Origin of the sequence: uncultured Helicobacter sp., from assembly GCF_937893305.1 — a bacterium.
Lineage (GTDB): Bacteria > Campylobacterota > Campylobacteria > Campylobacterales > Helicobacteraceae > Helicobacter_D.
The window spans coordinates 14,101-36,019 of sequence record NZ_CALBGN010000006.1; the positions used below are offsets into that span (position 1 = coordinate 14,101).

A 21,919-nucleotide genomic window follows, 5' to 3' on the forward strand; every position below is an offset into this window, starting at 1 on the left:
CTATTTACCCTCTTCTTCGTGTTGATGTAGCGGTTGATCATCAATGGATAGCAAAGAATCTGCAATAATTGTTGTAAGATAGCCTTTAGGATTTCCATCAAATGGGATGCTGTCCAACTCATTTTGCAACCCCATTTCGCCAACAACCTTCTTTAATTCTTCATCCTTCCCATAACGCTCAATGTAATATTGAAATGTTTCTTTCCAAGAAATATTTTCTAATGCACCTGTTTTCCCAGGCGCATTGTTTGTAAATTCTGCCAAATACGCAATTTTTAAAATTGCTGCAATCTTATCTACCCAGCATTCAATGTGCAAATAATCTTTTAAGTTGTCTAATGCACTTTTTCCATTACCCGCCACAGCAAAGTTAAATGCGATTTTTTCGTGTTTTTTAAAGGTATCATAGAGCATTTTATATTCTGGCATTGACCGCAATTCATAGTGTTCTTCTGCTAGTTTAAAAGCCTCACTTAACTTACGCTCTCTACAAGCTTGTGCAAAATCTTGTTTAAGTTGAATAATTTTAACTTTAGAGTTTGCTTCATTTTTAAAAGGAGCCATAGAAGCAAGCAATTTACACACTTCAAGAGCTTTAATAAACTCATTTTGATTTTCTAGCGCATTAACTCTTTGGATAATCTGATCTCCAATTAATAACGCGCTTTTATAAATTAGCACATCTTTCAAAAAAGGAAAGCGTTCTGTCATTTTGAAATATTCTACAAAGTTTTTTGCTCGATATTCCTTATCTGCTTGCACATATTTATCGCTGTTTCTAAGCAACATCATAGCAGAATCCTTCTTACATTTTACTAGCGTAAAAGGACGTAGCAAGTCCTGCGCTTTAGCTAAATTTCCTTGTGGATCTTGAAACAATAAGCGTTTGCAAACTTCAAAAGTCTTATTCCATAAATTTTCTACTTCTTCATAAGCTAGCGTGTCTTTCAAATAAGGGTGTTGATCACTTAAGCGATAGGCTTCTGCATAGTTTTTTACTTCTAGTGCGTCCATAAATTTTGCAGTAAATTCCTTTTGCTGCCAATAATAATCAAACTCTTCCTTTTTTGCCTTATCTAGCATAAAAGGCTCAATCACTGCTGTTGCTTCTTGCATTTGATCTTTTGCTAACAAATCAATAGCTTTTGCTAAGGCTTCTTTCCATTGCGATTCTAACTTCGTGCAATATGTGTTGTCTGTTTTTAAAAAAACATTCTTTTGTTGAATCACACCAAGCGCACCTTTTAAATCATCTTTATTTAAAAACTCAAGCATTTCTTCACGCGCTTCATCAGTATCCACAATCTCTACCACACCATCAGAATAACCAAGATAAAGTAAGCTCCCCTCAAAACGCATTGTTGTGATTCCACTTTGCTCTAAAGAGACGGAATCTAAAAGCGCATTATCACTTAAGCGGATTATTCTAAGCTGCTTATCTTTGCCCCCAACAATGGCAAACTCTTCACCTGCAAGTTTATGACAAGTTGTCAGCCAAGCCCCTTGAAGTAGCGTTTCACTAATGATTTTGTCTTCTTTAATGTCATAAACAAAAATTTTTCCTTCTTTTGTTACGCAAAATAATTTTGTATTTTCTGCATAAAAGAAAGCATCTTCAATAAGATAGTCTATTTTTAATGTCGCAACCTGCGTGTTTTTTACAATATTAAAAATTGTCGCACTCTTACCGTAGCATGCAGAAAGAATTAAGCTATCATCATCGCTAAATACAATAGAAGAAATCGTATCTGGCAAAGGTGGAAGACTTAAAATAAGTTGATGATTATCCGCAGAATACACAAGAACACGCCCATCTTCTCCTCCTGTTGCCAATAAGCCATCATCGTGAGAATAAGCAATTTTTGAGATTTGAAGTTTCTGCCAAGTGAGCTGTGCAATAGGAGCAATATTAGAATCGGTTTTTACCACAACGCCTTTTGTGGCTTTTGCAAAGCCTAGCGCAACTTTCTCTGTGGCATAAGAAACTGTTGCTGCTTTACTAAAATGATGCAAGGGTTCAATATCTTTTGCAAGCTGCAACGCACTATCAATTGCATAATGATCTTTTGCAAATTTAGAGATATTATAAAAATTATCCACACAAATCACAAAATTTTCACTGATCCCTATTCCTAGAGCGCTTCCAACAAGTCTTATTTTTCCTTTTACTGGAAACATCATCATCTCCTATCCCAAAAATTCCTAAATAGTGAGCCATTATACCTTCATTTTATTTAATCTTTTTGTAAATCCTCTAATGCTCTTGAAATTCGCTCTTTTGCTATCTCAACCCCTAAAGCAGCAATGAGTGGCGCGATTCCAACTCCACCACTACTTCCTAACATTGCATAGCGCAAGGGCATAAATAAACTTTTCGCCTTCAATCCTTGAAAATCTGCAAATGTTGCAATCTCACTCTCAACTTCTTGTGGGGTTTTTAAAGGTTTCTTAAGCGCATTTAAATACACAAGAAATTCTTTAAAAAAGTGAATATTTTCATCATTTTTCACTTTTTGGCGCATTTTTTGATCAAAAGATTCCACAGGATTTAAACATTTTTCTAAAATCTCCACAAACTCCACTAAAGTCTTTGAACGTTCTTTGATCTCCGGATATAAAATCTCTTGCACCTTCATATTTGGCACATTTGCACCATAAAAAGGCAAAATCGCATTTAAGGATTCCGTTTTTAAAGCATTTAGATAATGAGCATTGAGCCAAAGTAATTTTTCTGTGTTATAACAAGATGGCGCGGAGTTTAAGTGGTTAGGATTAAAAAGATCCAACATTTCTTGCATTGAAAAAATCTCTTGATCTCCATAACTCCAACCCAAACGCACCAAAAAGTTCAAAAGTGCTTGCGGTAAATATCCTAGCGTTTTATACTCCATTACACTCATTGCACCATCGCGTTTGCTTAGTTTTCTGCCCTCTGGATTTAAAATCATTGGAACATGAAAGAAATTAGGGATTGCAAATCCTAATGCTTCATACACCACAATTTGTTTAGGAGTGTTGCTTAGATGATCATCTCCACGGATCACATCAGTAACCCCCATTAAAGCATCATCAACAGCAACAACAAAATTATAAGTTGGCGTCCCATCACTTCTTGCGATAATAAAATCATCTAACTCTTTTGCATTAATGCGCATTTCTCCCTTTACGCCATCGTTAAACACGATCTCACCTTCAAGTGGAGCTTTGATTCTAACAACAGGCTTTATACCCTCTGGTGGCGTGCCATTAAAATCCCTATAACGCCTATCATATTGCCACACCTGTCCTTTTGCTTCCGCTTCTTTACGCTTTACATCTAATTCTTCTTTTTGCACATAGCAGTAATATGCTTTGCCTTCTTTTAAAAGTTTTTCCACATATTCTGCATAGAGCGCAAATCTTTGACTTTGATACACCACTTCACCATCATAATCCATTCCCACCCAATCAAAAGCTTGAATAATCGCATCTTTAGCGTCTGTGGAATTACGCGCCAAATCCGTATCTTCAATGCGCAACAAAAACTTTCCTCCATTTGCTCTAGCATACAGATAATTAAATAATGCTGTGCGCAAACCTCCAATATGTAAATAGCCCGTAGGAGAAGGTGCGAAACGCGTTACAATCTTACTCATAAAATTCCTTTATATTAATCCTTATAATGAAATCTTACCTTAAAGATTCTAAATTTTTTCCTCAAAATCATAGAATTTCACACCACAAAATCCGCGAGTAACTACCTAAAGTTAGAATCCTAAAAGCGTTGTTAAAGTTTTGTTAAAGTAGAATCCAGCAAAAATTAATTTAGGATTTTTTATGCAATTAAATGGTTCTGAAATGGTAATGCACGCACTTAAAAATGAAGGCATAAAGGTTATTTTTGGTTATCCCGGTGGTGCTGCATTAAATCTTTATGATGAGATTTATAAGCAAAACTTCTTTGAGCATATCCTAACACGCCATGAACAAGCAGCCATTCACGCAGCAGATGGATATGCTAGAGCTAGCGGTGAAGTGGGAGTTGCTATTGTTACAAGTGGTCCGGGCTTTACAAATACAATTACTGGAATTGCAACTGCTTATATGGATTCCATACCCTTAGTGATTATTAGCGGACAAGTCCCTACAAGTCTAATTGGCACAGATGCTTTTCAAGAAATTGACGCTGTTGGAATCTCACGCCCTTGCACAAAGCATAATTATCTTGTCAAAAGTATTGAAGAATTACCTAGAATCTTAAAAGAAGCCTTTTATATTGCAAAAAGCGGACGTCCCGGACCTGTGCATATTGATCTCCCAAAAGATATTAGTGCGACAATGGGAGAGTTTAATTATCCAAGTGAAATCAAATTACAAACCTATAAACCCACCTATAAAGGCAATTTAAGACAGATTAAAAAAGCTGCTCAAGTTATAAAAGAATCCAAAAAGCCCTTGCTTTACTTAGGTGGTGGCGCGATTGCTTCAGAGAGCGCAGAACTCATTAAAGATCTCTGTGAAGTTACGCAAATCCCAGCAGTTGAAACTCTAATGGCGCGTGGAATCTTACCGCATAATCACCCAAATTTACTAGGAATGGTAGGAATGCACGGGAGCTATTGTGCAAATATGGCAATGAGTGAGTCAGATTTACTCATCGCACTTGGAGCACGCTTTGATGATAGAGTTACAGGAAAGCTTAGTGAATTTGCAAAATATGCGCAAATCATTCATATTGATATTGATCCAAGCAGTATTAGCAAAATCGTTAATGCAAATTACCCTATTGTTGGAGATATTAAAAGTGTTTTAGAAGAACTATTGCCCCTTATACGCGAAGACTATGACGCTAAATCTACACTTGCGTGGAGAGAGCAACTAGAACGCTACAACAAACTGCACCCCTTAAGCTATCAAGACTCCACAACACCTTTAAAGCCACAATGGGTGCTTGAAAAACTTGGTGAAATACTAGGCAACTCCGCACTTATTAGCACAGATGTTGGACAACATCAAATGTGGACTGCGCAATTTTATCCTTTTAGCACACCTAGACAATTTATTACAAGTGGCGGCTTAGGAACTATGGGCTTTGGCTTGCCTGCTGCAATAGGGGCAAAAAAAGCATACCCTAATAAAATCTCTATAAATATTAGTGGTGATGGCTCAATTTTAATGAATATCCAAGAGTTAATGACTTGTTTTGCATATCAAATCCCTGTGATTAATATCATCTTAAACAATAATTATTTAGGAATGGTTAGGCAGTGGCAGACTTTCTTTTATGAAAATCGCTATTCTGAAACAAATTTAGAACAACAGCCAGATTTTGTGAAGCTTGTGGAATCCTTTGGAGGTTATGGCAGAGTTTGCTCCACAAAAGAAGATTTTATAGAAGCCCTAGAGGCTGCAATCCACTCTAATAAACCTGCTTTACTTGATGTGCGTATTGATAGAATGGAAAATGTCTTGCCAATGGTGCCAACTGGTGGCGCACTATTTAATATGATGCTAGAGTATAAGGAGTAGGCAATGGAAATCAAACGCATAATCACCGTAACCGTTCTTAATGAACACGGCGTTTTATCTCGCATTAGCGGATTGTTTGCTGGACGCGGTTATAATATAGAATCTCTAAGTGTTGCGCCTATTTTGGATTCTAACTTTTCACGCATTACTATTGCTACAAGAGGCGATAATAAGGTTCTTGAGCAAATCCTTAAGCAACTTCATAAATTAATTCCTGTCTTAAAAGTGCTTGAAGATGAGCAAATTATAGAACAAGAATCCTTGCTTGCAAAATTTAATATTGAAGCAAACCTAAGCGCAATTAGCACTCTTTTTAGTGCATTTAATGGAAGACTTTTAGAAGCAAATGATAAATTTGCAATTTTTGTAGCTTGCGATACACACGCACGCATTAATACGCTTTTAAGCGCGCTTAAAATTCACAAGCCAAAAGACATCACGCGTAGCGGAATTTTGGCGATTGAATCTAATAACTAAGGGAAGCTATGGAGTTAAAAGAGATTATCGCACTTTTAAAAGACAAAGAAGTTTTAGAATGTGTAATGCACTATACAAGCAATGGCTGGGAAACACATTCTAGCTTTTTGGATTCCAACTTTATTACCAACTTAGAATCCCCACAGAATGCAACTTGTGATTCTATTACATTTTTAGAAAAAGAAAGCTATATCCCACAGATTAAAACAAGCAAAGCAAAAGCAATTTTGGTGCGTGAAAGCCATTTAAATGCGATTCCAACTTCAGCATTTGCGCTTGTTTGCGAAAATCCTTATCTTGCAATGGCATATTTGACAGAATATTTTGCTACTCCACTTTTTAGCGAAACAATACCTCCAAAAATCGCTAAAAGCGCGCAAATTGCTAACAATGTAACTATTGGAAATGGAAGTGAGATTGGCGAAAATTGTGTAATTTTAGCTAATGTAACCCTTGGTGAAAATGTCAAAATCGGCGCAAATTGTGTGTTGTTTCCGGGTGTTTGCATTTATAAGAATTGCGAGATTGGAGATAATGTTAGAATCCACGCAAATAGCGTCATTGGAAGCGATGGATTTGGTTATGCACACACAAAAGATGGACGGCATATTAAAATTTATCACAATGGAAAAGCCGTGCTTGAAAATGATGTAGAGATCGGCGCAAACACAACGATTGATAGAGCTGTTTTTGGAGAAACGCGCATTAAACAAGGCACAAAAATCGACAACCTTGTGCAAATTGGGCATAATTGTAACATTGGAGAGTTTTCCATTATTGTTTCACAAGCGGGAATTTCAGGCTCAACCTCAACAGGACGTAATGTCGTTTTAGGTGGGCAATGCGGTAGTGCAGGGCATTTGCATATTGGAGATTTTACACAAGTTGGGGCACGTGGCGCGATTTCAAAGAGCCTACCATCAAATGGTAAATTCTCGGGACATCCGCTTTTGCCTATTAATGAATGGTTAAAACTTCAAGCACTTTTGAAAAAAATGTTAAAAAAATCTTAATTTATAATTTTATAAGAGTAATTTAAGTTATCATATAATATCCTTGTCTCATTGAATAAAGAAAAAATAAATCTAAAGGTAAAGGTTAGTATTATGAAAGAGGCAAAGATTTACAAAAGTATTTCACTAAATGGTTGTGAAAATGGTTCGCTTGATTTTGCGATTATTGAAGAGCCTTATGGTAAAGATAGTCAAGCTGTGGTTAGTATTTGCGCGTCAATTAGCGATACACAATCTTGGAAAATTCATTTACCGCTTAGTCAAATCAAAGCTATTCGTAAAGCATTAAAAGAATCTAAAGTTGCATATAAAAAAATCAAAAAAGAAAATAAGAAGGTCCAAAAACTTACTAAAACTTCAACAAAAAAGTCCAAAAAAACGCAAAAACAAGACAATGAAGCAAAAAATTAAAAAACTTTCTTATACAATTCCTTTAAAAAGTAGTCTTTTCAAAAAAGGAGTGATTGAGGTTTCCACTTTTAATATCCCCGGTCAAAGCGGAAAAGATGCAGGTGCTGTTTGCATTAAAGTTAGTGTTGATGATACACTAAGAGACACCATACAAAATGAACAATCCATAATGATCCCAAAAAAACAAGTCAAAGCACTACGCAAAGCATTGAAAAAAATTAATAAAAATCTCTAAATTCTTTATAACTCTTCAAAGCCTTTTAAAAATATGGAATCCAAATGGATTTTTGATTCCATATTTTTAAAATAATAAAAATTATTCTTATTTTTAAAAATTTTATGCTATCCTTGCGCTTTCATTTTAATAATAAAAATCATAAAGGAGTTATATGAAAGGATTACATTTAAGTTTAGCTACCCTCAGCCTTCTTGCTGCAAACGCAACAGCACAAAGCCTTGAAGAAGCTATTAAGGGCGTGGATGTTAGCGGTTATTTAAAATACGAATACGAAGATAATCGCTTCAAAAATCAAGGTTTCTTAAAAGACAACAATGGAACAGGGGAAGTTAATCATACTTGGCACGCAGAAGCAGAGCTAAAAACCCCTGTGCAAAATCATATCGCCTTAACACTTGGTGTATATTATGACAATTCTAACAATGTCAATCACGGCAAAGGTTCTCCTGCAAATGAATCTAAAGGTTCATTTTTAGGCGAAGGTCTTGGAGCTGGAAAAGATGGAAATTTTGGAGTTAGCACATTTTTTGCAACCATTACACCAGATTTTACAAAGAGCAATATCACTCTTGGCAAAATGCGTCTTGCAACACCACTAAATGATGAGGGCGATGATAGAGGGACGGGAATTTTAATGTTAAACAACGATATTCCCAACATTTCTTTAGTTGCTGGTGCATTTGATGCGTGGAGTTTAGATGATTTAAGCGATGCACTCCCCAATCAAAGCATTACAAAACCGCTTTACACAGTTGCTACACTTACAAACTATTCTTTTGATTTAGGGAGTTTAGATGCGCAAGCGTGGTATTTTCATATTGACGATATTTTAGATTCCGCATTTTTTACAGAAATTTCCTTTAGCCACGAAATCTTTCATTTAAGCGGACAATACGCCTATGCACAAACAAAAAATGCAGGCATAGATTCCCTAAGAGTTGCATTAGGGGAAAATACGCAAAAATATCAAACTAAAAGCGACTTTATAAGCCTTGAAGCCGGAGTTGATTTTGCTAGCTTTAATCTCCCACTTGCTTTAAATTTAGGCTTTATCACAAACACAAAAGATAATTTTGGTGTGTCTTTAGATGATGAGGGCGCGTTGCAAAAAGTTGGCGCACTATGGTTTGATAATTATGATGCAACAGAAATCAACTTTTCAGCCATTAGCGGAGCAATTCATAAAGATTTACAAAAAGAACTAAAAACACTTTATGCAAGTCTCTCTTACTCTCCATTAGAAAATTTTAGTTTAGGCATAGATTATGTCAAAGGCAAAAATAAAATTAACAATCTTGCCACAAAAACAAACTATGAGATTGATTTTTATGAAGTTACGCCAAATTTTACTTGGCAATACAATCAAAACATTGAACTTCACAGCTACTATGCGATTTTAAAAACAAAAAGCACTGCACAGATAGACTCTGAACAAAGAAATCAATTCAAGCTTGAAGCTATCTATTCTTTTTAGCACTAAGATTTTTTAGAAACTTCTATCAAGTAAATTTTGCTTGATTCTCCTAACTTAAATATGGAATCTAAATTTTAGATTTCATATTTTAAAAATAAGACTGACTATTAATATAAATTTAAGCAATATTAGATAATAATAACTCTTATCATTTTATAATATTTTAGGAAGTCAAAATGTGTTTAGATGATTGTATAGTAGGCGATAAAGTAAAAATTAGCGCAATGCACTTAGAAGGAGAGATTTTTCAAAAACTCTTGGATATGGGATTTGTTCCGGGTGTTACTTTAGAAATCCGCAAACGCTCCGTATTAAACGATCCTATGCAAATTAAGATTCACAATTACCTTGTGGCAATCCGATCCAATGAAGCCAAAGCTATTGAAGTTCATCGATGAAACACTTAAATATTGCATTAATTGGACAACCAAATTGTGGTAAATCCACGATTTTCAATCTCTTTAGTCCCATTAAACAGCACATTGCAAATTATCCCGGGATTACGGTGGATAAAAAAAGCACGCAATTTGCCTACAAAGACTATATGCTTGAAATTGTCGATTTGCCCGGTCTTTATAGTTTTACTTCATATTCAGAAGAAGAAAGTGTCGCTTTAAATGAATTAAAAGCAGGCAAAATTGATGCAATCATTAACATTATTGATGCAAGCAATCTTAAAAAAAGCCTATATTTAACTCTACAACTTTTAGAGCTTGAAATCCCAACAATTCTATGCTTTAATATGATGGATGTTGCAAAAGATTTTGGCTATACATTTGATATTGAAGGGTTACAAAAAGCTTTTAATATCCCTATTGTAACAAGCATAGGATACCAAAATGACACAAAAGAAAAAATCTTAGAAAACATTATTGCCTTAATAGAATCTAAAAGTTTTAATCCAAACACTTACAAAGCAGATAAAACTTTAAGCGATATTGAAGTCGCAACAAAGCGTTATGACTTTATTGAAGCAAAATGTAGCAATAAAATCATAAAATATGAAACAAAACAAAAGGACTTCACAAAATTTATTGATACAATTGCTCTTAATAAGTTTTTAGCCTTACCACTAATGCTTCTTGTGATTTACTTACTCTATGATTTATCTATTGTGCGTGGATATGAGCTTACAAACTACACTTGGCCCTTGCTTGCAAGCTTTAAACAATTTGTGGTGGATTTACTTCCAGTATCAACACTTACTTCATCTCCTCTTATTAGAGAATTTGGGATTTGGATGGTTAATAGTGTTCTTGCGCTTTTAAACTATATCCCTATTTTTATCATACTTTTTGCAATCATTGCAATCATTGAAGATAGTGGATATATGGCAAGAATGGCTTTTATTTTAGATAGAGTTTTTAGGAGCTATGGATTACACGGACAATCTATTTTGCCTTATGTTTTAGGGGGAGTTTTTGTTGGAGGATGTGCAGTTCCAGCGATAATGGCAACAAAAGGGATTGCAGACAAAAGAGCAAAGATTGCTACAATTCTTACGATTCCCTTTTTAAACTGCCTTGCTAAGATTCCTTTTTTTGTGTTGTTGGTTTCTATATTTTTTGTAGAAGACAGAGCATTTGTGATGTTTTTTATTTCAACAATCACAATAATGGTTGCACTAATTATGGCAAAAATTCTAACTCTTAGTATCCTAAAAGTAGAGAAAACCGCTCCTTTTGTGCTTGAAATGCCAAACTATCATCTCCCACGCATAAAAAATGTGTTTTTATCCATCAAAAACAAAATTTGGCTCTATCTTAAAAAAGTAGCAACAATCGTTGTTGCCGTAGCTGCTGTTCTTTTTGTGCTTATTCAATTTCCCGGACTCTCTAAAGAGAGTGCAAAAAACTATGAAACATTGGCACAGCAAGGTTTAGAAAAGTTTTGGAATCAAACACAAAATAACACCTATTTTGATTCTATTAACACAAGAGAAAAAGTTGATGCGCTACTTAATTATGAAGAAGCTTACAAAAGCAAACGCGCACAAATCAAAACAAAGGAGGCTTTAGAAAAACTAGATACACAATTCAAACAAAACAATGCGATTTTTTATAAAATTATTCGCGATCGCAAGGATAAAGACGCAAGGACTATTGGCAATGCACTAAAATCTCTTGTCTATTTGAAAAAAGATATTTTAAAGCAAATCAATCTTGAAAAAATTGATAACTCCTATCTTGGAAAGGTAGGGCGCGCATTAGAGAGCGTTACGCAATATGCAGGATTTGATTGGCGTATTAATGTAGCATTTCTTAGTTCTTTTGCAGCAAGAGAAAGTTTTGTTGCAACACTTGGCGCACTTTTTGAGGGAGAAAAATCCTTAGATAATGCAAACACTGCCATTTTAGAAAACAGCTCTTATACGGCTTTGCACGCATTAGCTATGATTTTGTTTATGGCTTTAACACCCCCTTGCATTGCTACATTAATTGTTTTAAAAAGCCAGCTAAATTCTTATCGTTGGATGCTTTTTGCTCTTATTTACCCTATGGCATTAGGGCTACTTATCGCTTCTTTGACTTATAGCATTGGAAATGTATTCAAAATTGATGCAATCTCATTAATGATTGGAATTTACGCATTGTTTATTATGCTACTTATTGGAGTAGGACTGATTAAACCCAAACCAAAGGAAATCTTATGAAAAAATTATTAATGTTGAGCGGCGTTATGCTTGGATTATCAAGCTCTGTATTTGCACATACTGCGATTATGAATTGTTTTGACAATGGCGATGGCAGCGTAACTTGCGAGGGTGCTTTTAGTGATGGCTCAAGTGCTAGTGGTGTAAATTTCTATGTCAAGCAAAATGGTAAAAATATTATAGAAACAAAGTTTAATGAACACGGAGAAGCTGTGTTTAAAAAACCAGTTGGAGAATATGAAGCAGTATTTTTTGGCGGAGAGGGACACGAAGTTAAAATTCTTGGCTCTTCTATTTTAGAATAACTTAAAAGGAGAAAATGATGAAAAAAACAATTCTAGGATTAACACTTGGAGCAAGCTTGCTTGCAAGTTCTGCAATGGCACATTTTCAAATGCTTTATCTACCACAAAGCGCACTCGAAAAGCAATCTAAAGAAAAGATTTCTTTAGTTTTCACACACCCTTTTGCCGATGAACACACAATGGATATGGAAGCAGTTAAGCAATTTTATGTGATTAATCCAAAAGGTCAAAAAGAAGATCTTGCAAAATCACTTAAACCTATAACTTGGAAAGGAAATACAAATAGTGGCAAAGGCTATGAAATCACTTATAATTTTAAACGACTTGGAGATTATGTTTTCGTGCTTGAGCCTACTCCATATTTTGAAAAAAATGAAGATTCTTATATTCAACAATTTACAAAGGTTATCGCAAATCTTTCTGGCGCACCAACAGGTTGGGACAAGGATTTAGGTCTTGAAGCAGAGATTGTCCCCTTAACAAAACCTTATGCAATTTGGGAGGGAAGCACATTTACAGGCATTGTAAAAAGCAATGGAAAACCCGTGCCTTATGCAGAAATTGAGGTGGAATTTTTAAACTTTGATGTGGATCAAAAAAACAACGCATTTGGCAAAACATCAAAGCTAAACGCCCCACAAGATTCTTTTGTAACGCTTGGCATTAAAGCAAACAAAGATGGTGAATTCACATTTGGAATTCCAAAAGCAGGCTGGTGGGGATTTGCGGCTCTTGGTGTTGGACCAAAAAGCGAGTTTAAAGGCAAAGAGCTTAGTCAAGATGCGGTAATTTGGGTGCAAGCGCAACCTTTGCAATAAATCTAAAAACATTGGAATTGGATTCCAACTTTAAGGAAGATTATGAGTGATTCCTTTTTACTTGGAATAATTTTTGTGTTATCTGCTGGTTATTTAGCCTACAAACTCTACCCTAAAAAAAGTGGAGGTTGTGGGTGTGGGAGTTGTGGATGCAAGGAACAATCTAGGAAAAATAAAGAATCTAAATAATTGGCGCATCTATTTTGCCATTATCTTCTGGTGGAGTAAATCTTGTCTGTGTATTTGCTTGAGCCTCATATACAATTTGCAAAGTCGGACCCCCTTCGCTTGCATCCACAAAACGCGTGCAGTGTTTTTGAAAGATGAGTTTTACTACACCTGTTGGACCATTGCGTTGTTTGCCAATAATAATCTCCGCATCTTCTTCGTTTTTTGGGATAAAGGTGCTTTTATACTCTTTGCCTTCTTTTTTAGCTGCTTCCTCTTTCTCTCTTTCATCTTTTTGCCTATACACCGCATCGCGATACACAAATAAAATAATATCCGCATCTTGCTCAATAGAACCAGACTCTCTTAAATCTGAAAGCATTGGACGCCTATCGCTTCTTGCCTCTAAGCCCCTATTTAATTGAGAAAGTGCAATAATTGGAATCTCTAATTCTCTTGCAATCATTTTTAAGCCACGACTAATTTCACTCACCTCTTGATGTCTATCTTTATTGTTTGCTCCACTCATTAACTGCAAATAATCAATGACTGCAAGACCTATTTCTGGGTGTTTTGACTTGATTTTTCGCAACTTTGTGCGAAGCTGATGAATAGTTAAAAGGCTATTATCATCAATAAATAAAGGTGCCCTACTCATCACATCTACGGCATTTGAGAGATTTCTCCACTCATCATCTTCTAAATTCCCCACACGCAAATTTTGTAAAGCAATAGAAGTTTTAGCTGCAAGCATTCTTAGCATTAATTGTTCTGCTGGCATCTCAAGGCTAAAAAAAGCTACCCCACGCCCTGTATCTAACGCCTTTTGTGCCATATTTAAAACAAGCGTTGTCTTCCCCATAGCAGGACGCGCTGCAACGATAATCAAATCTCCATTGCCAAAACCTGTTGTCATTTTGTTTAAGCTTGTAAATCCTGTATCCACGCCAATTAAGAGATGATTTCCGCGCGCTTTCATTGTGTTAATGTGTTCTAGTGTTGCTTCTGAAACTTCTTTTGCGTCCCTAAAATCACGACTTTCGTGTATGTTTGTGATTTGATACAACTCACTTTGAAGATAATCCATAATTTCTTGCGTGCTAGAATTTGTATCACTTGTGGATTCTTGGATTTTGGTTGCAAAGGAGTGAAGCTTGCGTTTAATTGAAGCATCTTTAATCTCATTTGCATACGCTTTTATATCGCCAATAGGGCTTGTTGTTAGCACATTTAAAATCTCTTCTTGAGTAATAGGACGCGCTTTTGTGGAGAGCTTTAAAATAAACTCTTCATCAATAGGGCGATCTGTGCGACGCAATTCTAGCATTGCAAAAAAGATATTTTTATGTGGCGTATAAGAAAAATCTTCTGGAGCTAGCAACTCAGCAATTGTATCTAATCGTTCTGCATCAAAAAGAATTGAACTTAAAACTGCTCTTTCAATTTGAATTTGCATTTCCATAATTTTCCTTTAATTTCATATCAAAAAACAAATGTGTTAGCACACTTAGTGCATACACTGGAGAAAAAAAGCCAATAAAAGGGATTAAATTAATCCCAAAAAGCGGGATAATAGCACTCCTAATTTTGCCTTTTTGTGTGGTTTTTAAGTCTTTAAATACTTCCTTGTTAAAAATCGTCTCCCCAACATCAGCAATCATTGTCTTAGAAAATAGCCAATAGCTTGGAATCAACAGCACAAATCCTCCAACAAAAGGCACAAAATAAAAAGGCAACAATGCAAGCAAAAACAGCACATAGCACACATACACACCAAAGAGCCATAACAATGCAACAAAAAAATTTGCATTCCCATCAATGCTACATTCTGCATAATGCAAATCGCGAATATATCGCACAACATAAGGAGTAACAAAGGCACACACAAGCAGTGAAATTAATAATGAACCTGCAAACACGCCAAAAGCAAAAAGCACAATAACAGAAGCCTTAATCACATAATCAAAAAGCAATTGTATCCAAGCTAACCACGCACTACTAAACCCAAAATCCACACGCAAAGACTCATATAAAAGCACATACCATTCTGCACCAAACACATAAAGGATTCCGCATAACAAAACAAAAGCAAGCAACAAAGGCAAAAATGTAAGCTTCAATAAATATGGCGTGAAAAAATCGCGTCGCCCAAGCTCAAAATACTCTTGCGTGTTTTTTAGCGTTTTGGATTCCATCTTTTATTGCAACTTCTCTTTTAATAGCTCATTGACTCTTGCGGGATTTACACCCTTTGCATTTTTCATCACCTGTCCTACAAAAAAGCCAAAAAGCTTGTCCTTGCCGCTTTTATACTCGGCGACTTTATCGGCATTTGCACTTAGGATAGAATCAATCACGCTTATAATCGCTCCATCATCATTGACTTGCTCTAAGCCTAAAGATTGTATGAGGCTATCCACATCGCCGCCCTTTTGCTCCACAAGCACATCTAAAATCTCTTTGCCACTTTTGCCACTGATTTTACTCTCATCAATGCGTTTGACAAGTGTGCCAAGCGTTGTAGAATCTATCCCGCAAGTTTGCAGGGTATTCTCCCCTTTTAATCGCCCTAAAAGCTCCGTTGTAAGCCAAGTAAGAGAGCCTTTAGCACTTGCACCAAGCTCTAGCATAGATTCAAAATATTCTGTAAGCTCAAGGCTAGAAGTCAGCACTCCTGCATCATAGGGCTTAATGCCAAAGTCCTTGACATATCGTGCTGCCTTTTGGTCTGGCATTTCTGGGATTTGTCTGCCCTCTTGCATTAGCTTTTCATCAATAAACACAGGCAGTAAATCTGGGTCTGGGAAGTAGCGATAATCCGCAGCTTCTTCCTTGCCACGCATTGAGCGAGTTACGCCCTTTGTGGTGTCAAAAAGGCGCGTTTCTTGCACGACTTGCTCTTCATATTTGCCATCTTCCCACGCTTCAATTTGCCGCTCCACTTCGTATTCTATTGCCTTTTGGATAAATTTAAAGGAGTTTAGATTCTTAATCTCAACGCGTGTGTAAAGCTTAGAATCCCCTTTTTCACGGATAGAGACATTGGCATCACAGCGGAAGCTGCCTTCTTGCATATTTGCATCACTAATGCCTAAAAACCGCACGATAGAATGCAGTTTTTTAAGATAGGCAATCGCCTCATCACTACTGCGCATATCTGGCTCGCTTACAATCTCTAAAAGCGGCGTGCAAGCACGATTTAAATCCACTTTAGAAAACTGCCCTTCGTGGATATTTTTGCCCGCGTCTTCTTCTAGGTGAGCGCGTGTAACGCCTATAATCTTTTGCTCTCCATTTACTTCAATCTCAATCTCCCCACGCCCGACAATGGGAATCTCAAATTGGCTGATTTGATAGGCTTTGGGCAAATCGGGGTAGAAGTAGTTTTTGCGTGCAAAGATGGAGTTTTGGTTGATTGTCGCATTTATCGCTGTGCCAAAGCTAATCGCCTTTTTCACCGCTTCACGATTGAGCACAGGCAGCGCGCCGGGTAGCCCTAGACAAGTGGGGCAGACATTTTTATTAGGCTCTTCTCCAAAGCTTGTAGCACAAGAGCAGAAAATCTTTGTAGCGGTGTTTAGCTGGACATGCACTTCAAGCCCGATGATTGTTTCAAAAGCACTCATTATTTTTCCTTGCAAAAGTTTTGGCGCAATTTTAGCGCGTTTTATATTGTATAAACATTAGATTTTTAGATTCCAATTTTTATGCGCTTTTGCGTCGTTCATTAATGCGTTGCACTTCAAGCAATACATTTACCATTGCCTGATAAAGAGACTCTGGAATCTCCATATCCAATTCCACATCTTTATACAATGCTCTTGCAAGTGGAGGATTTTCTATGATAGGTATCTCGTGTTCTGTGGCAATTTCTTTAATGCGCTGCGCTAAAAAATCCACCCCCTTAGCAAGCACTCTAGGCGCGCGCTCTTTCTTGCTATCATAACGCAATGCCACTGCATAATGTGTTGGGTTTGTTACAACGACATCAGCACTTGGGATATTTTGCATCATTCTTTTTCTCGCAGCTTGAAACATTAAAGAGCGGATTTTACCTTTAACTTGTTGATCTCCTTCTTGGTTTTTAAATTCATCTTTAACTTCTTGTTTGCTCATACGCAAGGATTTGAAGTATTGATAGCGTTTAATCATATAATCCACGCTTGCCATTACCAAAAAAAACGCTAAAAGGATTCCAATAAGAATAATTGCCTTATCCCTAAACCAAAGCATTTGATCGCCTAAAGGGAAGAGAGCAACCGTTGTTAGCTCATGCATAAAACCTAAAAAGACAAAAAACGCAATAATAAAAGCACTTAACACTTTAAAAGTGATCAAAAAACCATCAAGAAGTTTTTTAAGAGAAATTAAATTTTTCATTCCTTTAATGAAATTGAGTTTTTGAAGTTTTGGCTGAATTGCTTTTCCTGTTAGCAAAAATCCACTTTGTCCTACATTTGCCACCACACCAATTAGCATTAACGCTCCAAAAATAGGTGCTAACAAATACAATACTTGAAACATCAAAGAAAGCGTTATAGACATCGCATTTGCCCGTGTAAATTCTTGAGAAAAGCCTTGATAAATCTGCTCAAACACACTTCCAAGCCCACGCACCCAAAAATTAAAACACAAAAACACAAGTGCTAATCCTACAATAAGCCCTAAAAACGCATTAACATCAGGGCTTTTTAGAACATTTCCTTCTTCACGCGCTTTTTGTATCTTCCGCGCGGTGGGTTCTTCCGTCTTTTCTTCATCATCTGCCATAACTATCTCCTAGCACAAGCTTCTTTATAATCTTGTGGTGTATTAAGATTCCGTGTTTGCTCTGCTTTAATTTCTACAAATTCCACTTTGATCATCTCTAATAAATCCATTAATCTATAATTTTGTCTTTCAATTTGCGTCTTAATGGAATCCAAAACGCCAAAGCGATAAATCCCTAAAAGCGGATGAATTTTTGTGTTTTTAGCAAACACGCTTTTATTTTTAAAATCCGATTCTACAATCTTTAAAATCGACTCATAAGAGAAAAATGGCGCATCAACACTTAACACAAACACATCACTTTGCAAAGCCTTAAGCGCGCTAAATAATCCAAAAATAGGTGCAGTTGAGTCTTTGTCAAACGCGCAATTATCATCCAAAATCGTTTCCACTCCAAAAGTATTGCAAATAGGAGTTTTTGCTGAAAAATACACATTTTCAAAACACTCTCTTAAACGCCCTGCTTGAAAGTCCGCTAGTGTGGAATCCAAAAAGGGCAAATCTTGCTTAAACCCACCCATTCTCTTACCCATACCGCCGCTTAAAATTACGCAAGGCATTGTAAGTTTTGTCAAAATCTCTCCAAAATCCATAAAATTTCCGCAAAATTATAGCTTTTTTTATCGCGCTTTAGTATGATTACGCATTTATATTTAGGAGTGTGTGTGCTAATTGATAGCTTTGGACGAACCATTGATTATATGCGTATTAGCGTAACAGAGCGGTGTAATTTCCGTTGTGCATATTGTATGCCAAACACTCCAATGGATATAGGCGATGAAAGTGTGGATGTGCCTTTGGATTCTGTATTAAACTTCATTAAAGTTGCTATTAATGAAGGGGTTAAAAAAATAAGAATCACTGGAGGAGAGCCACTTTTGCGCTCTAAAATTGTAGAGTTTATCGCTAGCATTTGTCAAATTGCTCCACACATTGATATTGCTCTAACCACAAATGCCTTTTTACTAGCCCCCATAGCACAGGACTTAAAAGACGCAGGATTAAAGCGCATTAATATTTCTTTAGATTCTTTAAAAAAAGAAAATATTCAGTGCATTTCTAAAAGAGATGGATTAGATAAGATTTTACTTGGCATTCAAGCCGCCCATAAATCAGGGCTAAAAATCAAACTAAATATGGTGCCTCTTTTAAACATTAATGATTGTGAGATTGTAGAAATTTTAGAATATGCAATTTCTTTAGGTGTAATGGTGCGCTATATTGAGTTTATGGAAAACACACACGCAAAAAGTGGAATCCAAGGCTTAAAACTCCCAAAAATCCTAGAACATATCCGCACAAAATACACAGCAAATCTTTTTGAAAAAGAAATTTTTGGACCTGCAACTCTCTTTAAAATCCCAAAAGAGGATATCTACAAAATTTTAGGCAAAAAATTAGAGAGAGATTATGTTTTTGGTGTGATTGCTCCTCATAATGATGATTTTTGTAAAACTTGCAATCGTATCCGTTTAAGTAGCGAAGGCAAACTTATCCCCTGTCTTTATCACGAAAATGCCATTGACATTAAAGAAGCAATGTTGCAAGGAAATACTCAAGAGATTTTAGAACGATTAAAGCTTTGTATTGCTACAAAACCAGAGAAAAATGATTGGGATAGCGATACAATCTCCAAGCGTGCGTTTTATCAAACAGGCGGTTAAGAGAAAATAGAATCACAAATTTGTTTCTAAATAATAATAATTTTCTTTTAAGATTCTTTATAATATAATCCATCAAATTTAATTTTAAGGAGAAACTATGAGTAAAGTTATTCAAAGTCTTAAACAAATTCAAGCAGATTCTGCTGTGTTTTACATTAAACTACACAATTACCACTGGAATATTAAGGGTTTAGATTTTCACCCTGTGCATTCGGCATTAGAAGAAATGTATAATGAAATCGCTGAACAAATGGATTCAGTAGCAGAGCGCGTGTTGCAGCTTGGAGAGAAACCTTTTGTTACTCTAAAAGATATGCTAGCAGCAAGCAAAATCCAAGAAGATAGCGCAACTAGTTTTGATTCTAAAACGATTTTAACAAAGATTTTGCCAGATTATGAATATTTCTTAAAAGCATTTAAAGAACTTTCAGATCTTGCAGGAGAAGCTAATGACAAAGCAAGCGTTGCACTAGCTGATGAGAAAGTTGCAAGCTTAGAAAAAGCAATTTGGATGTTAAAAGCACAGCTTGCTTAAATTTTATATTTGGAATCCTTTTTGGGATTTCAAATGCTACTTTTATTCTCATTTTGCTTGCATTGATACAAACACACACAAAAAAGACACAAAAATTTTTAACTTCTTATACATTTCTAATCAAAGCTTATTTAAAATAACACCTAAATATTCACATAAAAGGATATATTTATGGTTTTAACTTTTAATTTTTATGCAACCTTGCTTGCTATGGTTTTTGTTTTGCTTTTAGGGCGACTAATCATTAATCGCAGTAAATTTTTACGCGATTATAATATCCCAGAACCTGTTGTTGGCGGAATTATCGTTGCGATTTTGATTTTTATTCTTTACTCTTATGGCAACATTGAGTTAAAGTTTGATGGCTCTTTAAAAGATCCTTTAATGCTTGCATTTTTTACAAGCATTGGTTTAAGTGCAGATTTTGCTTCACTTAAAAAAGGTGGGAAAATCTTAATAGGTTTCTTATTTATTGTAACAGGATTGTTATTTTTACAAAACATTGTAGGCGTTAGTGTTGCGACACTTTTAGGGGTCGATCCTACTATTGGACTTTTGGGTGGTTCTGTTACAATGAGTGGCGGACACGGCACAGGTGCTGCTTGGGCTGATATTTTCAAAAATCCTCCTTATGGTTTTGGAGCAGCATTAGAAGTAGCAATGGCAAGTGCGACTTTTGGGCTTGTAATGGGTGGAATCATTGGTGGTCCAGTTGCACATTATCTTGTCAAAAAACATAACTTGACACTCCCATCAGCAAGCGTGCAAGATGAAGCTCCAACAGGATTTGAAAAACCCGAAAAAGAACGCTTGATTACTGCTACTTCTTTTATTGAATCTCTTGCGCTTATTGTTATTGCTTTATTTGTTGGAACAGAAGTTGCAAAACTCTTTCAAGGTGGTAGCTTCACATTGCCAACATTTGTTTGGTGTTTGTTTATTGGAGTAGTTTTGCGCAATGTTTTACAGGCTACAAAAGTGCATCAAGTCTTTGATAGAGAAGTTGCAGTTATTGGGAATGTTAGTTTATCACTATTTCTTGCTTTTGCTTTAATGACAATTAATCTTTGGCAGCTTGTATCCTTAGCACTCCCTATGCTTATTATTCTAACTTGTCAAGTTGTAATGATGGTGCTTTATGCAATATTTGTTACCTTTAGATTCTGCGGAAAAGATTATGACGCAGCAGTTCTTGCAGCAGGACATTGTGGATTTGGGCTTGGAGCAACACCAACAGCAATGGTAAATATGCAAACTGTAACACAGCATTATGGACCAAGCCACACAGCATTTATTGTTGTGCCACTTGTGGGTGCGTTTTTTATTGACATTATTAATGCTATTGTAATTAGCGCATCACTAAAATTACCATTTTTTGGCTAATATATGGAATCCTTAAAGCATTTAGGCGCAAGCACACAATATGTGTTTGACTATGATAAAAGCGTTTTAGAAACTTTTGAGAATAAACACAAAGATAAAGATTATTTTGTCAAATTTAATTGCCCAGAATTTACAAGTCTTTGCCCAATTACTGGGCAACCAGACTTCGCAAAAATCTATATTAGCTATATCCCAGAACTTAAAATGGTAGAATCCAAATCCTTAAAACTCTATCTCTTTAGCTTTCGCAATCATGGGGGATTTCACGAAGATTGCATCAACACAATCCTTGAAGATTTAGTAGAGCTTATGCAACCACGCTATTTAGAAGTATGGGGCAAATTTACTCCGCGCGGTGGGATTAGCATTGATCCTTATGCAAACTATGGAATCCCAAACACAAAATACGCTCAAATGGCGGAATACCGCCTGTTAAACCACGATTTATACCCAGAAAACATTGATAATCGTTAAAGGCAAACCTGCACTTAAAAAGTTTATT

At 36.0% G+C, this 21,919-nt stretch carries 22 protein-coding genes; 15 read left to right on the forward strand and 7 right to left on the reverse strand.

Annotated elements, in window-relative coordinates:
* Together Q0358_RS01150 and gltX are read right to left on the reverse strand one after the other, a co-directional pair.
* On the reverse strand, positions 1-2,178 hold the full coding sequence (locus Q0358_RS01150; protein ID WP_299546146.1) for a WD40 repeat domain-containing protein: 2,178 nt from the start codon (positions 2,176-2,178) through the stop codon (positions 1-3).
* Between the two features lie 56 nt (positions 2,179-2,234).
* A complete protein-coding gene (gene gltX / locus Q0358_RS01155; RefSeq protein ID WP_299546148.1) occupies positions 2,235-3,635 on the reverse strand; it encodes a glutamate--tRNA ligase in 1,401 nt (466 codons plus the stop codon).
* A 181-nt stretch (positions 3,636-3,816) separates the two neighbouring features.
* Here gltX and Q0358_RS01160 point away from each other — a divergent pair, with 181 nt between their 5' ends.
* The 11 genes from Q0358_RS01160 to Q0358_RS01210 all read left to right on the forward strand — a co-directional run bounded on the left by Q0358_RS01160 (position 3,817) and on the right by Q0358_RS01210 (position 13,086).
* On the forward strand, positions 3,817-5,508 hold the full coding sequence (locus tag Q0358_RS01160; protein WP_299546150.1) for an acetolactate synthase large subunit: 1,692 nt from the start codon (positions 3,817-3,819) through the stop codon (positions 5,506-5,508).
* A 3-nt stretch (positions 5,509-5,511) separates the two neighbouring features.
* A complete protein-coding gene (ilvN, locus tag Q0358_RS01165) occupies positions 5,512-5,985 on the forward strand; it encodes an acetolactate synthase small subunit (RefSeq protein ID WP_299546152.1) in 474 nt (157 codons plus the stop codon).
* 8 nt (positions 5,986-5,993) lie between these two features.
* Positions 5,994-6,998, forward strand: coding sequence for a UDP-3-O-(3-hydroxymyristoyl)glucosamine N-acyltransferase (gene lpxD, locus Q0358_RS01170; RefSeq protein WP_299546154.1), 1,005 nt, complete (start codon positions 5,994-5,996; stop codon positions 6,996-6,998).
* Positions 6,999-7,091: 93 nt separating this feature from the next.
* On the forward strand, positions 7,092-7,409 hold the full coding sequence (locus Q0358_RS01175) for a hypothetical protein (protein WP_299546156.1): 318 nt from the start codon (positions 7,092-7,094) through the stop codon (positions 7,407-7,409).
* The gene (locus tag Q0358_RS01180; protein ID WP_299546158.1) at positions 7,393-7,644 is read left to right on the forward strand and encodes a hypothetical protein; all 252 of its coding nucleotides are present in this window, start codon (positions 7,393-7,395) and stop codon (positions 7,642-7,644) included. The genes Q0358_RS01175 and Q0358_RS01180 overlap by 17 nt, the downstream gene beginning before the upstream one ends.
* A gap of 154 nt (positions 7,645-7,798) precedes the next feature.
* Positions 7,799-9,121 (forward strand): major outer membrane protein, encoded by a 1,323-nt coding sequence (locus tag Q0358_RS01185; RefSeq protein WP_299546160.1) that lies wholly within the window; start codon positions 7,799-7,801, stop codon positions 9,119-9,121.
* 176 nt (positions 9,122-9,297) lie between these two features.
* Positions 9,298-9,519 carry a FeoA family protein gene (locus Q0358_RS01190; protein WP_299546162.1) on the forward strand — a complete coding sequence of 74 codons (222 nt, stop codon included), beginning with the start codon at positions 9,298-9,300 and terminating at the stop codon, positions 9,517-9,519.
* Positions 9,516-11,774 (forward strand): ferrous iron transporter B, encoded by a 2,259-nt coding sequence (locus Q0358_RS01195; RefSeq protein ID WP_299546164.1) that lies wholly within the window; start codon positions 9,516-9,518, stop codon positions 11,772-11,774. Before Q0358_RS01190 ends, Q0358_RS01195 begins: the two co-directional genes overlap by 4 nt.
* Complete coding sequence (locus tag Q0358_RS01200) at positions 11,771-12,079, forward strand: hypothetical protein (protein WP_299546166.1); 309 nt, start codon at positions 11,771-11,773, stop codon at positions 12,077-12,079. The genes Q0358_RS01195 and Q0358_RS01200 overlap by 4 nt, the downstream gene beginning before the upstream one ends.
* Positions 12,080-12,096: 17 nt before the next feature.
* Positions 12,097-12,897 (forward strand): DUF4198 domain-containing protein, encoded by an 801-nt coding sequence (locus Q0358_RS01205; RefSeq protein WP_299546168.1) that lies wholly within the window; start codon positions 12,097-12,099, stop codon positions 12,895-12,897.
* Positions 12,898-12,939: 42 nt separating this feature from the next.
* Positions 12,940-13,086, forward strand: a complete 147-nt coding sequence (locus Q0358_RS01210) for a FeoB-associated Cys-rich membrane protein (protein WP_299546169.1) — start codon at positions 12,940-12,942, stop codon at positions 13,084-13,086.
* On the opposite strand, the gene Q0358_RS01215 is transcribed toward Q0358_RS01210, so the two are convergent.
* The 5 genes from Q0358_RS01215 to Q0358_RS01235 form a co-directional block, all read right to left on the reverse strand.
* Positions 13,079-14,521 carry a replicative DNA helicase gene (locus Q0358_RS01215; protein ID WP_299546199.1) on the reverse strand — a complete coding sequence of 481 codons (1,443 nt, stop codon included), beginning with the start codon at positions 14,519-14,521 and terminating at the stop codon, positions 13,079-13,081. The genes Q0358_RS01210 and Q0358_RS01215 overlap by 8 nt on opposite strands.
* Positions 14,505-15,260 carry an EI24 domain-containing protein gene (locus Q0358_RS01220; RefSeq protein ID WP_299546171.1) on the reverse strand — a complete coding sequence of 252 codons (756 nt, stop codon included), beginning with the start codon at positions 15,258-15,260 and terminating at the stop codon, positions 14,505-14,507. Before Q0358_RS01220 ends, Q0358_RS01215 begins: the two co-directional genes overlap by 17 nt.
* A 3-nt stretch (positions 15,261-15,263) precedes the next feature.
* The gene (gatB, locus tag Q0358_RS01225) at positions 15,264-16,691 is read right to left on the reverse strand and encodes an Asp-tRNA(Asn)/Glu-tRNA(Gln) amidotransferase subunit GatB (protein WP_299546173.1); all 1,428 of its coding nucleotides are present in this window, start codon (positions 16,689-16,691) and stop codon (positions 15,264-15,266) included.
* 79 nt (positions 16,692-16,770) lie between these two features.
* On the reverse strand, positions 16,771-17,835 hold the full coding sequence (gene flhB / locus Q0358_RS01230; RefSeq protein ID WP_299546175.1) for a flagellar biosynthesis protein FlhB: 1,065 nt from the start codon (positions 17,833-17,835) through the stop codon (positions 16,771-16,773).
* Between the two features lie 2 nt (positions 17,836-17,837).
* On the reverse strand, positions 17,838-18,410 hold the full coding sequence (locus Q0358_RS01235; RefSeq protein WP_299546177.1) for a molybdenum cofactor guanylyltransferase: 573 nt from the start codon (positions 18,408-18,410) through the stop codon (positions 17,838-17,840).
* Positions 18,411-18,500: 90 nt separating this feature from the next.
* On the opposite strand from Q0358_RS01235, the gene moaA reads away from it, so the two are divergent.
* From moaA to queF, 4 genes are all read left to right on the forward strand, one after another.
* Complete coding sequence (gene moaA, locus Q0358_RS01240) at positions 18,501-19,499, forward strand: GTP 3',8-cyclase MoaA (protein WP_299546179.1); 999 nt, start codon at positions 18,501-18,503, stop codon at positions 19,497-19,499.
* A gap of 97 nt (positions 19,500-19,596) precedes the next feature.
* Positions 19,597-20,034 carry a DNA starvation/stationary phase protection protein gene (locus Q0358_RS01245; RefSeq protein WP_299546181.1) on the forward strand — a complete coding sequence of 146 codons (438 nt, stop codon included), beginning with the start codon at positions 19,597-19,599 and terminating at the stop codon, positions 20,032-20,034.
* 171 nt (positions 20,035-20,205) lie between these two features.
* Positions 20,206-21,417 (forward strand): sodium/glutamate symporter, encoded by a 1,212-nt coding sequence (gltS, locus tag Q0358_RS01250; RefSeq protein ID WP_299546183.1) that lies wholly within the window; start codon positions 20,206-20,208, stop codon positions 21,415-21,417.
* Positions 21,418-21,420: 3 nt separating this feature from the next.
* Positions 21,421-21,891 (forward strand): preQ(1) synthase, encoded by a 471-nt coding sequence (queF, locus tag Q0358_RS01255; protein WP_299546185.1) that lies wholly within the window; start codon positions 21,421-21,423, stop codon positions 21,889-21,891.
* Positions 21,892-21,919 lie beyond the last annotated feature (28 nt).

Coding starts and splice junctions, on each gene's coding strand:
- Q0358_RS01150 (WP_299546146.1), bottom strand. CDS start 2,178: ATGTTTCCAGTAAAAGGAAAAATAAGACTTGTTGGAAGCGCTCTAGGA.
- gltX (WP_299546148.1), bottom strand. CDS start 3,635: ATGAGTAAGATTGTAACGCGTTTCGCACCTTCTCCTACGGGCTATTTA.
- Q0358_RS01160 (WP_299546150.1), top strand. CDS start 3,817: ATGCAATTAAATGGTTCTGAAATGGTAATGCACGCACTTAAAAATGAA.
- ilvN (WP_299546152.1), top strand. CDS start 5,512: ATGGAAATCAAACGCATAATCACCGTAACCGTTCTTAATGAACACGGC.
- lpxD (WP_299546154.1), top strand. CDS start 5,994: ATGGAGTTAAAAGAGATTATCGCACTTTTAAAAGACAAAGAAGTTTTA.
- Q0358_RS01175 (WP_299546156.1), top strand. CDS start 7,092: ATGAAAGAGGCAAAGATTTACAAAAGTATTTCACTAAATGGTTGTGAA.
- Q0358_RS01180 (WP_299546158.1), top strand. CDS start 7,393: ATGAAGCAAAAAATTAAAAAACTTTCTTATACAATTCCTTTAAAAAGT.
- Q0358_RS01185 (WP_299546160.1), top strand. CDS start 7,799: ATGAAAGGATTACATTTAAGTTTAGCTACCCTCAGCCTTCTTGCTGCA.
- Q0358_RS01190 (WP_299546162.1), top strand. CDS start 9,298: ATGTGTTTAGATGATTGTATAGTAGGCGATAAAGTAAAAATTAGCGCA.
- Q0358_RS01195 (WP_299546164.1), top strand. CDS start 9,516: ATGAAACACTTAAATATTGCATTAATTGGACAACCAAATTGTGGTAAA.
- Q0358_RS01200 (WP_299546166.1), top strand. CDS start 11,771: ATGAAAAAATTATTAATGTTGAGCGGCGTTATGCTTGGATTATCAAGC.
- Q0358_RS01205 (WP_299546168.1), top strand. CDS start 12,097: ATGAAAAAAACAATTCTAGGATTAACACTTGGAGCAAGCTTGCTTGCA.
- Q0358_RS01210 (WP_299546169.1), top strand. CDS start 12,940: ATGAGTGATTCCTTTTTACTTGGAATAATTTTTGTGTTATCTGCTGGT.
- Q0358_RS01215 (WP_299546199.1), bottom strand. CDS start 14,521: ATGCAAATTCAAATTGAAAGAGCAGTTTTAAGTTCAATTCTTTTTGAT.
- Q0358_RS01220 (WP_299546171.1), bottom strand. CDS start 15,260: ATGGAATCCAAAACGCTAAAAAACACGCAAGAGTATTTTGAGCTTGGG.
- gatB (WP_299546173.1), bottom strand. CDS start 16,691: ATGAGTGCTTTTGAAACAATCATCGGGCTTGAAGTGCATGTCCAGCTA.
- flhB (WP_299546175.1), bottom strand. CDS start 17,835: ATGGCAGATGATGAAGAAAAGACGGAAGAACCCACCGCGCGGAAGATA.
- Q0358_RS01245 (WP_299546181.1), top strand. CDS start 19,597: ATGAGTAAAGTTATTCAAAGTCTTAAACAAATTCAAGCAGATTCTGCT.
- gltS (WP_299546183.1), top strand. CDS start 20,206: ATGGTTTTAACTTTTAATTTTTATGCAACCTTGCTTGCTATGGTTTTT.
- queF (WP_299546185.1), top strand. CDS start 21,421: ATGGAATCCTTAAAGCATTTAGGCGCAAGCACACAATATGTGTTTGAC.